This window comes from Polyangium jinanense (assembly GCF_028435365.1).
Genome location: NZ_JAGTJJ010000124.1, coordinates 1 through 12919 on the forward strand (window position 1 = coordinate 1; position 12919 = coordinate 12919).

A 12919-nucleotide genomic window follows, 5' to 3' on the forward strand; every position below is an offset into this window, starting at 1 on the left:
TGTCCACCCCTGGACCCGGACCAGCGCAAGCGCTGGACCCGGGGTCGATGAACTGCGCGATGCGCAGTTCATCGAACAGGCCAGGTCAAGACCGGCGACGGGCTGGCCAGTCAAACCGCAGCGTTGACGTGTCTGCTCGACGAGGGGGGCAGCGCTGCTGTCTCAGCTGGCAACGCCGCTCGTGGTCTTGCCCCGGGCCCGTCGGATAAACTGCGCATCGCGCAGTTTATCCGCCCTCGGTCCAGGCCGTGCCTGGTCCGGGGTGCAGGGGGCGGACAGCCCCCTGCTGGGGTGCGGGGCAACGCCCCGCCCGCCCCGCCCCGTCAGCGGACGGAGGCGTTGCGCTCGCGTGTGGCGAGGCGGATGCCTTCCTTTAGCGTGGCGCGTGTGGGGATGCGGTTCAGATCGATGCCTTGGTGGATGATTGCGCGGGCGGCTTCGGCTGAGATGCCTGTGAGTACGATCTGGGTTCCGAGGAGTGCGAGGCCGTCGCGGAGACGCGGGAGTATGGGGGCGACGCGTGCGTCGAAGCTGCGCAGGCCTGTGAGGTCGACGATCACGAACGTGGCTTTTGCTTCGGCGGCGCCTTGGAGGGCGGCGTCGAGCATCTGTGTGGTTCGGTCCTCGTCCATCACGCCGACGATCGGCATCACGAGGATGCCCTCGGAGATGGGCACGAGTGGCGTTGAGAGCTCGAGGAGCCGTGCGCGCTGGGCTTCCATGATTTGTTGGTGGAGCCGCGTGCGTTCTTCTTCGGCGCTTCGGCGCTCGGCGAGCTCGGCCTCGAGACGGGTCCGCGCGTCGTCGAGCTCGGCGTTCTTCTCGCGCAGGGCTTTTGTGGTCTTGCAGAGCGACAGATGCAGCCGGAACCGTGCGAGCAGCTCCTCCACGTCGAAGGGCTTGCCGATGTAGTCCACGGCGCCCATGCGTAGACCCTTCAGCTTGCTTTCCCGATCGGAGAGTGCGGTCATGAAGATGACGGGCACGTCCTTGGTCTCGGGGTTTGCTTGCATTCGTTGGCAGAGCTCGAAGCCATTCACGTCTGGCAGGTTCACGTCGAGGAATACGAGGTCTGGCCGTTCCTCGCCGAGCATCTGCCAGGCGGATCGACCGTCGGTCGCCACGGCGATTTCGGTCCCTTCGTTTTGGAGAACCATCGTGAGGACGTCGAGGTCGACGTGATTGTCGTCGACGACGAGCACCAACCCATCGAGAGCACCGGTCATCTTCTACCTTTCGATGAGGTCAGCCATCCTCCCCACCGTCTTTCAGCCGTCGCGACGATATGCGACGCGCACGCGCCTCGCAAGACACTGCGCGGCGCAAACATTTCGCGAAGGGGCGACCCGAATGCCGGACAGGCACGCTGGTCCGCGGGCGTGCGGGACACCATCGGCTCCAGGCACCACGCTTGCCCCTTTGCAGTGGCAGCGTTTCGTTCAGCGAGAAGGGAGGAGCCACATGGCAAACCAGGGACCTCAGGGCGGCGCGCGGATCGATCCCGTGTCGCGGCGCATCGTCGAGCACATCGAGCAGGTTGGCGGGTTGCCGCAAAAGGTACGCACGCCCGAGGCTGCCGCGGCTGTGCTTTGTGTGCTCTCGCGAAGGCTGAGCAAAGGTGAGGCGCAGGATCTCGCGAACAGCCTGCCCGAGGCGCTCCAGACCCTCGTGCAGCCGTGCGCGGCACACCGCGGGCTCGAGAGTGATGTGTTCGATCGGGGGGAGTTTTTGCGATTGCTCGCCGATCACCTTCGAATCGAGGTCGGCGAGGCCGAGCTCGTCGCGCGGGCCGTGCTGCAAGGCGTGCGCGCCTTGCTCCCTCAGGGGGAAATCGAGCACATCCGCGGCCAGCTCCCGTCGGAGATCTGGGAGCTCTGGGGCCCGCGCCGCGTGGCCGCTTGATGCGCTTTACCTGCGGCGGCGCAGGAAGATGCGCGTCCCCTGCGAATACGGCGAGAGGGATTCGTCCAGGTGCACGAGCGGCCCCTCGACGCCCACGATCACCCGATCGCCGTCTTTGCTCTGCGCCATCGCGAGGGCGAGCTCGTCCGCTTCGGCGCCGAAGGTCGAGACGGTGTTCGCGGTGTCGTCCCATTCCACGTGCACGTCGAACCCGTCGAGCCCGCCGTTCGAGCCGGCCATGGTTTTTCCGTGCACGAGCAGCGTGTCCTCGAACCAGCCGACGGCGCGGACGCCGCCGCTCCCCTCGGGGGCCACGGCGGTGACCACGGCGGCCGTATTGCCTGTGACCGAGACGCCGAGCACGGGATCGCCCTTCGAATCGAGCCGGCCCACGAAAGCCGGGCCGAACGTGCCGATGCCGCCGAAGACGAGCTGCCCCTCCCCGCCCAGGACGAGGCCGCCGTCGTCCGTCACGGCCACGTTGCCGCGGAAGCCGGCCAGGACCGAATCCTCGAAGACCTTGCTCCAGAGCATCTCGCCGTCGGGAGAATACTTTTTCACGTGCAAGCCTATCGGCTCCCCAGCGGCCTCCGGGAGGCTGAATTGGTTATACACGAAGATCACTTCGCCGGCCGGGGTCACGTCGAGCCCGGCCGGGTAGTCCGAGGTGTCGCCGCCGTACTTCTTGGCCCAGAGGAGCTCGCCTTTCGTGTCGTATCTCGCGACGAACACGTCGGGCTTGTAGTTCACGAAGTTTTCGTCCCACGCCTCGGGCACGCTCGTCACCGTGACGCCGCCCAGATCGAGCGTGCCGACGAACCTGCCGCTGATGACGAAGTTGCCCTCGGAATCGAACGTGACGCCCTCCACGACGCGGGCAAAGCCTCCGCTGTAATTGACATCGTCCGGCAAGTTCCCGGGGAGGCGACGGCTCCAGACGTGGTTGCCGTCCGCGTCGAGCCGAAGCAAAAACGGATGATTCGCGCGCACGTATTCGCCGCCGAGCAGACCTCCCCCGAGGTCGACGTCGGCGCGCAAGCTCCCGGCGAGGAGGATTCCGCCCTGGGGGTCCAGGGCGAGGACGTCCTTTCCTTCGAACGCCGCGCCGTTCGGGAGCCCGCGGCTCCAGACGTGTTTGCCGCTGGCGTCGAATTTCGCCACGAAGGCCACGGGCGCGTCCTCGCTGCCGAGGTAGCCCCCGCCGAAATCGATCAAGCCTTGCGTCATGCCGACGAGAATCGTGTTGCACGCGCCGTCGACCGCGACCGAGAGGCCTGCGAGGTTGGTTCGTGATTCCGCCGTGCCGAACGTGAGGTCGAGCATCTCGCCGCACACGGAGGTCGGCGTGGGAGCGGGCGGGGGAATTTCTTGGGCCGTTTCCGTGCAGCCGAGGACGAAGAGGGGGGCGACAAGGAAGAATCGAAGTTTCGTCATGGGGCCATCGTAGCGCAGTGCCGCCTACAGAAGTAGGAACGTCGTTCTCACGAATGCGATCTCCCTCTGGACTGAGCATTGGTCTCTTCTTGGGGCCGCCGCGCCGGGGCGCTGCCCCGGGCCCCGCGGGGGCTATCCGCCCCTCGACCCGGACCAGGGCAAGCCCTGGACCGTTCGTGGAAGAACTGCGCGATGCGCAGTTCTTCCAACAGGCCGGTGGCAAGACCAGGAAGGTGCATTGCCCGCTGGCGACGGGCACGTTGCCAGTTGAATCCTCAGCGCCGCGGTCTTGATGGGCAGGGTCGTCGTTGGCCTTGAACTGGCCTGTTCGATGAACTGCGCATCGCGCAGTTCATCGACCCCGGGTCCAGCGCTTGCGCTGGTCCGGGTGCAGGGGCGGATAGCCCCTGCTGGGGCCTGGGGCAAAGCCCCAGCGCAGCGCCTCCCAGCGGGAATGTCAGGTCAGGAGCCGGAGGGGCGCTCCTGCGTGCCATGCGAGGATGTCCTCGAGAGCGTCCCGGTAATACACGGCGAAGTTTTCCCGCGTCACGTAGCCGAGGTGCGGCGTCAGGACGACGTTGGGCAGGCCGAGTAGCGGGTGCTTCGGTGACAAGGGTTCCTCCGGGAACACGTCGAGCCCGGCGCCGGCGATACGTTTCGCGTCCAGCACGCCGAGGAGTGCCTCCATGTCCACGAGGCCCGCGCGCGACGTGTTGACGAGATATGCCGAGGGTTTCATGGAGGAAAGCTCCTCCACGCCGACGATCCTGCGCGTCCGCTCGCCGAGCACGAGGTGCAGGCTCACGATGTCCGCCGTCCCGAAGAGCGCGGCCTTTTCCACGCGTTTTACCCCCGCCGCCTTGGCCCGCGTGTCGTTCAGGTTCGGGCTCCAGGCCACCACCTCCATCCCGAACGCTTGCCCCACGCGCGCGACCTGCGTTCCGAGCTTCCCGAGCCCGACCAGGCCGAGGCACTTGCCGGCGAGCCCCTCGGTCAGCCCTGTCTGCCAGATTCCTGCGCGGAGCGCCTGGTCTTCCGCCGGGATGCGCTTCACGAGCGCCAGGATCAGACCCCAGGTGAGCTCCGCTGTCGGCGTGCCGACCGAGCGTGTACCTGAGACCGTGATCCCGCGCGCGCGGCAGGCTGCGAGGTCGATCGACGCGTTTCGCGCGCCCGTCGTCACGAGGAGCTGCAGGTTCGGGAGGTGTTCGAGGAGCGACGCCGGGAATGGGGTCCGCTCCCGCATGAGCACGATCGCGTCGAACGGGCGGAGCGCGGAGATGAGCTCGTCCCGATCCGTGATGTGGCGATCGAACACCACGAGTTCGCTGCCTGGCGGCAGACGGCGAAAGTCCGCGAGGCTCTCCGCCACGCGTAGGTAGTCATCGAGGATGGCGACTTTCGGTGGGTTCTTCACGGTCATGCGTACAGCGTAGTAGGAACGCTCGCCTTCGCGTACGACAAAGCACCGAATCGACGGCCCGATTCGGGCTGATCCGGGTGGGAATGGACCGCGAAGCGCCGCAACGGTCGTTCCCGGAAAGGGGAAACATCCCCGCCGCCGTCGCGGTGCGGGTGCGCGCGTGGGCAACGGCCCCCGCGGCGGCTCCGGGAGCATTGCGAGATGGGGAAACCGGCCCGGACCCCGGAGCCGAGGCGTTTTCCCGGACGGGAAATGCGCCCGTCCGCGTGTCCAGGAGCGTTGCGCGGACGGGAAACGCTCCTGGGAGGACGAGCGGGCGCGTTGCGAGACGTGGCAACGTACCCCGCGACCGGATCCGGACGCGTTGAGAAGAGGAGAAACGCGCGTTTCCTCGTTTCGGGGCGCGTTTCCACAGATTTCAGCGCGCTCGGCTGCCCCGTCGCGGTTTTCGTCTACCATGGCGCCCGCCTTGGGCTCCCCCATGTCCTGCCTGCGCCGCTGCTCACCTTCCCTGCCCTCGGCGCTCGCCCTTTTCGCCACGCTCGCAGTCGTCCCCGGGGCCTCTGCGGCCTCCCTGCCCCGCCTCGTGGTCGAGCGCGCGCCCGAGGCGGCCGATTGTCCCGACGCCGGAGCCCTCGCCGCCGCCGTCGAGCGCCAGATGCAGCGCCCCGCACTCGACCCGGAAGGCGCGGATCCGGCGGCCCCCGTGTACGAGGTGCACGTCGTCCGCTCGGAGGACGGGTACGCCGCGACGCTCGAGGCGGGTGACCTCACCCGGAACCTCTCCGACCCGGGATCCACCTGCGCCGAGCTCGCCGATGCGCTCGCCTTGACCCTGGCCATCCTGCTCGACAGCGAGCCCACGGCACCGCCACCGCCGCCACCGCCACCGCCACCGCCGCCGCCGCCGCCGCCGCCTCCGCCTCCGCGCCCGGCCGCCTGGGACCTCTCCTTCCACCTCGGCGCCGCCGCGACCGCTGGATTCCTCACGCCTTTCTCCCCGGCCGTCAGCGGCGAGGTCGCTCTCCGCCTCGGCAGAGCTTCCTTCGGCGTCGGCGTCTTCGGCCTCCCCGGCACCACCCTCGACGTCGCCCCTGGCCAGGTCCGCCTCTGGCTCGTCGCGGCCACCGCGCGGGCCTGCGGCGCCGTCGTCGACCCGCCCCGCGGCGTCCGCGTCTCCTTGTGCGCCGAGCCCTTCCTCGGCGCCGTCCACGGCGAGGGCCGCGGCTTCGAGGCCAACCGCGCGGGCACCCGCCCCTGGATCGCCCTCGGCGGCACCGGGATGCTCGAAGGCCCCCTCGCCGGCCGCCTCGGCTGGTCCGTCCGCCTCGGCGTCGCCGTCCCGCTCCTTTCCTACGCCTTCACCGTCGACGTGCCCACGGCCCCAGACCCCGATGCCCCGACCATCCCCGTCACGGCCTTCCAGCCCACACCCCTGAGCGGATATCTCGGCGCTGGCCTCCGCTGGACGATTCCGTGATGGCGAACCGCCCCTGCCTCCACCCAGCCAGGGCCATGACCGCGGACGCTGTCACTCCATGAACTTCCGGCAGCTCTACGACGAGCACTTCCCGTTCGTCTGGCGCTCCCTCCGCCGCCTCGGGATCCGCGAGAGCGACCTGCCCGACGCCGTGCAGGACGTGTTTCTCGTCGTTCACCGGCGGCTGCCCGAGTTCGAGGGACGATCGAAGATGAGCACCTGGATCTTCGGCATCTGCTTCCGGGTCGCTGGCGATCGGCGCAAGGCCGCCCGCGCCGCCGACCGCCGCGACGGGGGCGACGAACCCTTGCTCCACACGCCCGACGAGCGCGCCGACGTCGCCGCAGAGGCCGAGCGCCGGCGCGAGCTCGCGCAGCTCGAAGCGCTGCTCGACGAGCTGCCGCTCGATCAACGCGCGGTCTTCACGCTGTTCGAGCTCGAAGGCATGACGGGCGAGGACATCGCCCAGACGCTGGAGCTACCCCTGGGCACGGTCTACTCGCGCCTGCGGCTCGCCCGCGAGGCCTTCCGGCGAGGCGCGGCGCGCTCGCAGGCGCGCGACCGATTTTACGTGCCCCCGTCCCCGAAGGTCCCGGGGAACGCCCTCACGAATCAGGCAGGAGGGAAGCGATGAGCGACCCGAAGCGATGGATGGAGGAAGGCGCGGACGCCGCGCCGCACGAGCGTGCGCTCCTTCGAGCGGGGCTCGACATGGACCCGCCGGCCGGCGCCGAGGATGCGATCTGGGCCGCGCTGAGCGCGAAGATCGGCCCCGGTGGAGGCGGAGGTGATGGCGGAAGCGGAGGCGCCTCCGGCAGCACGGGCGCGCCTGCGGGAGCGCCGGCCCAGGCGGCCGCGAGCTCGTCGACGGCCAGCGCCTCGGGGGCAATCGGCGCCGCGAAAGGACTTTTGGTGGGGCTCCTCGGCACGGCGATCGTCGCAGGCGCCGTCGCGGCATTCGTACCCGCGAAGGAGCCGCCGCCGGCTGCGCCGAGGATCGAGCCCACGGCCGAAGCGGTGATCGAGCCGCCCCGCGCGCCGGAGCCGGACGTCCCGCCGCCGCCCGAAGCCGCGCCCGCGCCCCCTCCGGCCACGGAGGACGAGCCGCCGAAGAGCGCGCCACCACGAAGGGCCTCGGCCGCCGTCCCCTCGGCGAGCGTCGATCCCCCTGCCCCCTCGCCCGCTGTCGATCCAGCGGCCGCCGCGCACGCCGAGCGGGCGAGCCGTCTGCGCGAAGAGCGCACGGCCCTCGGGGACGCGCGCGCGGCGCTCCGGGCCGGCGACACGGCGGGCGCCCTGCAAAAGCTCGAAGCCATGGGGGATCGTTTCCCGAACGGCACCCTCGCGCAGGAGCGCGAGGCCCTCGCGATCGAGGCCCTCGCCCGTGCCGGCCAAACCGCCGCCGCCTCCGAGCGCGCCGCCGCCTTCCTGCGCGCCCATCCGACGAGCGCCCACGCCAAGAAGCTCCGCAGCTTCGTCCGATAAAACCACCGAGCGCATCTTTTTTTGAAATGGCGCCCGGCGCCTCGCTCCACCCACCTCGCACGAACCTGGTGCCGGCCGATGTCCGGCGGCGCCGCGTGCAAAGGAGAATGTCATGGGCCAGCGATCTGCAATGGCGTTGTTTTCGTGTATCCTCGGCCTCGGCGTGACGGGCATCGCATGCCAGGGCGTGGTCAACGTGGGCGGCGGCAGCAATGAGCCGCCGCTCCCCAAAGCGGACAAAATCGATCTTCTGCTCGTCGTGGACAATTCACGGTCCATGGCCGACAAGCAGGAGGTCCTCGCGAAAGCGACCGAGGATCTCGTGCAAGCAATCGCGAACCCGCCGTGCGTGGACGCGAACGGCGTCGTGGTGTCGACGCCGTCGACGGCCGTCGAACCCTGCCCGGCGGGCCAGGTGCGAAGGCACGTGCCGGTGACCGACATCCACATCGGCGTGATCAGCTCGAGCCTCGGAAGCCGCGGCGGCAAGCTTTGCCCCGACGTCGACAGCAACAACCTGACCTGCGCGCCGAACCCCAACCTGACGAACAACGACAAGGGCCACCTGCTCACGCGCGCCGACGCGTGCGGCGTCACGCCGGAGGTGCCGACCTACGAGAACAAGGGGTTTCTTCTCTGGGATCCCATCGGCGTGCTCTCGCCCCCGAGCAACGCGGGCGAGCTCGCACAAGACCTTTCCGACATCATCCGCGGCGTCGGGCAGATCGGCTGCGGATACGAGTCGCAGCTCGAGAGCTGGTATCGTTTCCTCGCCGACCCCGAGCCTTACGAGTCAATCAGTGTCGTCAATTTCGAGGCCACGCCCCAGGGGGTCGACGTCGAGCTGCTCGCGCAGCGCCGCGATTTCCTCCGGCCCGACTCGATGCTCGTGATCCTGACGCTCACCGACGAGAACGACTGCTCCATCAAGGAGACGGGCCTTCATTACCTCGTCGCGGAGCCCGAGACGCTGCCGCGGCCGCGCAGCGAATGCGCGACGAACCCGAACGACCCGTGCTGCAAGTCATGCGGTCAGGATCCCGGCGATTGCCCCGTCGATCCGACCTGCTTCAATGAATCCGGAGGGATCGCCAGGCTGAGCACGGACGAGGACCCGGTCAATCTGCGTTGCTTCGACCAGAAGCGCCGCTTCGGGATCGACTTCCTCCACCCCGTGGATCGATACATCAACGCCTTGACCCAGCCCACAGTCACGACGCGCGCGGGGGACGTCGTCCCAAACCCCATCTTCTCCGACCTCGATCTGAGCGATACAAACGAGACGATCCGCGATCCAGGGCTCGTCTTCGTGGCCGGCATCGTCGGCGTTCCCTGGCAAGACATCGCGCGGGACCCGTCAAACCTCGCAGCCGGCTACAAGAACGCGGAGGAGCTCGCGCAGAACGGGGGCTGGAGCGCCCTGCTCGGAAATCCCGCGACGAGCACGCCGCCGTCGAACCCGTACATGATCGAGTCCGTCGCGCAACGCACGGGCGTCCCGGCCGGCAATGCCAAAAACGGAGGCGACCGCACCACGCACAACGAGGATCTACAATACGCCTGCACCTTCCCCCTGGTCGAGCCGCGCGATTGCAGCGACGAGGCGAGCTCGATCCCGTGCGATTGCTTCAATGACGACAACGACAGCCCACTCTGCGCGCCAAACCCGAACGACGGCGGCGCGCGCACGCTGCAAGTCGCAGCCAAGGCCTACCCAAGCCCCCGGACGATGAGCGTGATCGAGGGCGTGGGCAACCAGGGCGTGCTCACCTCGATCTGCCCGTCCCAACTGACGGACACGAGCGCTCCAGATTACGCGTACCGCCCGGCAATCCAGGCCCTCGTGGAGCGTATGGCGAGCCGGCTTTGAGCTGCGCTTTCAGAGGCGCTGCGCTGGGGCTTTGCCCCAGGCCCCACCAGGGGCTATCCGCCCCTGGACCCGGACCAGGGCAAGCCCTGGACCATTTGGGGAAGAACTGCGCGATGCGCAGTTCTTCCCACAGGCCGGCGGCAAGACCAGAGACAGCGTTGCCCGTCATGGCGGTCTCGGTTGGCAGGGCCTTCGCTGGTCTTGCCTCGGCCTGCTCGATGAACTGCGCATCGCGCAGTTCATCGACCCCGGGTCCAGCGCTTGCGCTGGTCCGGGTCCAGGGGTGGACAACCCCTGGTGGGGCCTGGGCAACGCCCCAGCGCGACGGTTTGCTCAGCCGCCCTCGGTGATGGGCAGTGAAAACGTGAACGTGGTGGACTCTCCGGGGACGCTCTCGGCCTCGACCCGCCCGCCGTGCGCCTCCACGAGGCCCCGCACGATGTAAAGCCCGAGCCCGAGACCCTTGATCGACCCGCCTTGCGCGCGCCCCCGCTTGAATCGCTCGAACAGGGTGCCCATGTCCTCGGCCACGATTCCTGGCCCCTGATTGCGCACCGCCACCATGATCTCGGCGCCGCGCCTCTCCGCGACGACCTCGATGGGCGTCCCGGGCGTCCCGTATTTGAGCGCGTTCGAGAGCAGGTTCTCCGCGACCTGCTCGAGCCGCTGCGCATCCACGGAGACCACGGGAAGATCGCCGCAGATTGAGAGCGTGACACGCTCGCGGTCGCCGCTTGCCTCGATGACGTGCGCGAGCAGCTCCGGGATGTCGGTCGGCGCGCGCACGAGCTCCAGCCGGTGCGCCTCGATTCGCGACAGATCGAGCAGATCGCCGATCATGCGCCCGAGCCGCTCTGCGCTCTCGACGATCCGCTCGGCGCGGCGGCGTGCCGTGGGGTCGGCGGACGAGCGTGCGAGCATCGACGCGAGGGTCGTGATGGTCGTGACTGGCTGGCGCAGGTCGTGGGCCACCACGCTCGTCCATTCCTGCCGCATTCGCTCGAGCTCCTTCAGCGGCGTGATGTCCTCGTAGGTCACGACGGTTCCGAGGTGTTGGCCCGCATCGCTGTGAATGGGCGACGCATTCGTCAGGACCGGCACGTCGGGCTTGTCTGGGGCACGGATGAGCATCTCCCGCCCGGTCACCACCTCGCCGCGCATGCCCCGCTCGATCGATAGGTCCCCTCGGGGCACGGGCGTGCCATCTGGCAGGCGGAGCCTTTTCCGTATCTTTCCGAGCGCGTCCGGATCCGAGTTGGCCACGCCGAGCAGCTCCTCGGCCCTCCGGTTCATCACGTACCGCGCCCCGTTCTCCAGCTCGCAGAGCACGATGCCGATGGGCGACCCGTCGATCACGGCCCGCAGCCAGCGTCGCTCGGTCGAGAGGGCCTCGACGAGCCGTTCGCGCTCCGCTTCGAGCCGCCGCTGCTCGGTCACGTCGTCGTTGATGACGAAGGCCCCGAGGATTCGCCCCTCCGCATCACGCACCGGCGCGGCCGAGTTCAGGATAAGCCTGTGGGTGCCATCGAACGCCTCGATTGCGACGAGCTCGTTCTGCACGCTCTCGCCGTTCCGTAGCGCGCGGAGGATCGCCCACTCGTCGGCCTCGACCTTCTTGCCCGAATCGCCCCACCATGCCTTGTATTCGCCGAACCGCTCCGGGCCGACGAGCCGTGCCCCGCCCCAGATGCGTCGTCCGGCGGGGTTGACCAGCACGAGCTGGCCCCGTTCGTCGGAGACCCATACGCCGACCGGCAAGGCCTCGAGCACCTGCCGGAAGAGGAGCTCGCTCTTCTGGAGCGCCGTCTCTGCGCGGCGCTGCTCCGTCACGTCCAGGACCGTCCCGCACATCCGGATCGGGCACCCCTTTTCGTCGCGGAACACGTCGCCTTCCACGTGCACGATCCGCTCCCGACCGTCCTCGACCACGACGCGGAGATCGAGCGAATACATGCGCGTCCCGTCGAGGGCTCGCCGAACCGCCTCGTCCACGTTCGCGCGATCATCCGGGTGCACGATCGAGAGAAACTTTTTGTAGCTTCTCGTCTCGGTCCCGGGAGGCAGGCCGAAGAGGCGGCAGCATTCATCCGACCACGAGGCCTCGTCCGGGTCGATCTCCCATTGCCAGCTCCCGACGTGGGCGATCCGCTGGGCGCGGGCGAGGCGCTCCTCGCTCTGACGAAGCGCCTCCTCGGATTGCTTGCGCGCGGTGACGTCCCGGAGGATGCCCATGTGCCTGCCCGGAACGAAATGCGCCTGCGCGTTGAATTCGCAGACGAACGTGCTGCCGTCGGCGCGCAAAAACGTGCCCTCGGCTGCCCAGTGCCCCACCCTGAGGAATTCGGACCAGTTCGCCCGGGCCTCGGCCCTGCATTCGGGGGGCCGGAGATCGAACACGTTCCCCCGCAAGAGCTCGTCCCGAGACGCGCCGAGGAGCTCACAGGCGCGCGGGTTGACGTCGACCAGGCGCCCTGCGTCGTCGCAGATGACGATGCAATCGAGCGCGTGCTCGAACAGCCGCCGGTATTTCCAATCGGTCTCCGCGGTCGCCCGGGTTGCGGACGCCAGCGAGGCTGCGATGAGGCTCGTGAGTGCCGAGAGCATGGGTAACGACCGATCCCGGCTGTTCTCGGCGCGCGGCGTGAAGCAAACCAGCACGCCGAACAGGTGCTCCTCGGAGACGAGCGGCACCGCCAGGGCTCGCTGGCCGCAGCCGAGCTCCGCGGCCGCGTGGATGTCCGAGGGGACGTCCTTGGCTGCGACATCGACGTCCGCGGCCCTCCGCGTGCGCGCCACGTGAGCGGCCAGGCTCGCCGATTCGAGCGGGAGCGAGCCGACGCGGTCGAGGAGCGCCTCGGGCGCGCCGCGATGCGCCGAAAGCGCGAGCGTTCGCGCGTCCCCGCTGAGGCCGTAGACGAGCGTCACGTCCCCGCCGAGCGCCGTGGCCACGAGCTCCACGGCGAGCCGGTGCGCGTCCCGGGGCTCGCTCGTGCTGCGGAGGAGACCCGTCGCAAGCTTCGCGAAAACGTCTACATGACCGGTGGAAATGCCCTTGTCGGAATGAATGACCTCGTCGGCCTCCAACATATCTTTTGCCTGTTGCGCCCCGCCGCTCGGAGGAGCGCGTGGAGATCGCTCCCAATACAACATGCTCACGGCAGCGTGTCACGCCGACTGCGGATCGAACGTCATAGCCCGCCCCGGCGGACGGCTCTCATCGAGGCGCTGCGCTGGGGCGTTGCCCCAGGCCCCACCAGGGGCTGTCCGCCCCTGGACCCGGACCAGCGCAAGCGCTGGACCCGGGGTCGATGAACTGCGCGATGCG

9 protein-coding genes are annotated in these 12919 nt (G+C 68.9%); 5 read left to right on the plus strand and 4 right to left on the minus strand.

Translation table 11 applies throughout. The features are described 5' to 3' along the window. Positions 1–323 precede the first annotated feature (323 nt). Positions 324–1226 carry a response regulator gene (locus KEG57_RS54435; RefSeq protein ID WP_272424399.1) on the minus strand — a complete coding sequence of 301 codons (903 nt, stop codon included), beginning with the start codon at positions 1224–1226 and terminating at the stop codon, positions 324–326. A gap of 235 nt (positions 1227–1461) precedes the next feature. Between KEG57_RS54435 and KEG57_RS54440 the strand changes: the two genes are divergently transcribed. Beyond that, positions 1462–1902 carry a DUF2267 domain-containing protein gene (locus KEG57_RS54440; RefSeq protein WP_272424401.1) on the plus strand — a complete coding sequence of 147 codons (441 nt, stop codon included), beginning with the start codon at positions 1462–1464 and terminating at the stop codon, positions 1900–1902. A 6-nt stretch (positions 1903–1908) separates the two neighbouring features. Here KEG57_RS54440 and KEG57_RS54445 read toward each other — a convergent pair whose 3' ends face one another. Both KEG57_RS54445 and KEG57_RS54450 read right to left on the minus strand, forming a co-directional pair. Then, positions 1909–3336: a hypothetical protein gene (locus KEG57_RS54445; RefSeq protein ID WP_272424402.1), complete on the minus strand. Its 1428-nt coding sequence runs from the start codon at positions 3334–3336 to the stop codon at positions 1909–1911. A gap of 457 nt (positions 3337–3793) precedes the next feature. Next, positions 3794–4759 carry a D-2-hydroxyacid dehydrogenase family protein gene (locus tag KEG57_RS54450; protein ID WP_272424403.1) on the minus strand — a complete coding sequence of 322 codons (966 nt, stop codon included), beginning with the start codon at positions 4757–4759 and terminating at the stop codon, positions 3794–3796. Between the two features lie 481 nt (positions 4760–5240). Here KEG57_RS54450 and KEG57_RS54455 point away from each other — a divergent pair, with 481 nt between their 5' ends. The 4 genes from KEG57_RS54455 to KEG57_RS54470 all read left to right on the plus strand — a co-directional run bounded on the left by KEG57_RS54455 (position 5241) and on the right by KEG57_RS54470 (position 9594). Beyond that, positions 5241–6239 carry a hypothetical protein gene (locus KEG57_RS54455; RefSeq protein WP_272460079.1) on the plus strand — a complete coding sequence of 333 codons (999 nt, stop codon included), beginning with the start codon at positions 5241–5243 and terminating at the stop codon, positions 6237–6239. 58 nt (positions 6240–6297) lie between these two features. Further along, the gene (locus tag KEG57_RS54460) at positions 6298–6873 is read left to right on the plus strand and encodes an RNA polymerase sigma factor (RefSeq protein WP_272424406.1); all 576 of its coding nucleotides are present in this window, start codon (positions 6298–6300) and stop codon (positions 6871–6873) included. Further along, positions 6870–7724, plus strand: coding sequence for an outer membrane protein assembly factor BamD (gene bamD / locus KEG57_RS54465; RefSeq protein WP_272424408.1), 855 nt, complete (start codon positions 6870–6872; stop codon positions 7722–7724). Before KEG57_RS54460 ends, bamD begins: the two co-directional genes overlap by 4 nt. 112 nt (positions 7725–7836) lie before the next feature. Further along, positions 7837–9594, plus strand: coding sequence for a hypothetical protein (locus tag KEG57_RS54470; RefSeq protein WP_272460080.1), 1758 nt, complete (start codon positions 7837–7839; stop codon positions 9592–9594). A gap of 333 nt (positions 9595–9927) precedes the next feature. On the opposite strand, the gene KEG57_RS54475 is transcribed toward KEG57_RS54470, so the two are convergent. Further along, entirely contained in the window at positions 9928–12681 is a 2754-nt protein-coding gene (locus tag KEG57_RS54475) for a sensor histidine kinase (RefSeq protein ID WP_272460081.1), read from the minus strand. Positions 12682–12919: the final 238 nt, after the last annotated feature.

Bases quoted from the DNA above. Each gene is read 5' to 3' on its own strand.
- KEG57_RS54435 (WP_272424399.1), bottom strand. From the start codon at position 1,226: ATGACCGGTGCTCTCGATGGGTTGGTGCTCGTCGTCGACGACAATCAC.
- KEG57_RS54440 (WP_272424401.1), top strand. From the start codon at position 1,462: ATGGCAAACCAGGGACCTCAGGGCGGCGCGCGGATCGATCCCGTGTCG.
- KEG57_RS54445 (WP_272424402.1), bottom strand. From the start codon at position 3,336: ATGACGAAACTTCGATTCTTCCTTGTCGCCCCCCTCTTCGTCCTCGGC.
- KEG57_RS54450 (WP_272424403.1), bottom strand. From the start codon at position 4,759: ATGACCGTGAAGAACCCACCGAAAGTCGCCATCCTCGATGACTACCTA.
- KEG57_RS54455 (WP_272460079.1), top strand. From the start codon at position 5,241: ATGTCCTGCCTGCGCCGCTGCTCACCTTCCCTGCCCTCGGCGCTCGCC.
- KEG57_RS54460 (WP_272424406.1), top strand. From the start codon at position 6,298: ATGAACTTCCGGCAGCTCTACGACGAGCACTTCCCGTTCGTCTGGCGC.
- bamD (WP_272424408.1), top strand. From the start codon at position 6,870: ATGAGCGACCCGAAGCGATGGATGGAGGAAGGCGCGGACGCCGCGCCG.
- KEG57_RS54470 (WP_272460080.1), top strand. From the start codon at position 7,837: ATGGGCCAGCGATCTGCAATGGCGTTGTTTTCGTGTATCCTCGGCCTC.
- KEG57_RS54475 (WP_272460081.1), bottom strand. From the start codon at position 12,681: ATGTTGGAGGCCGACGAGGTCATTCATTCCGACAAGGGCATTTCCACC.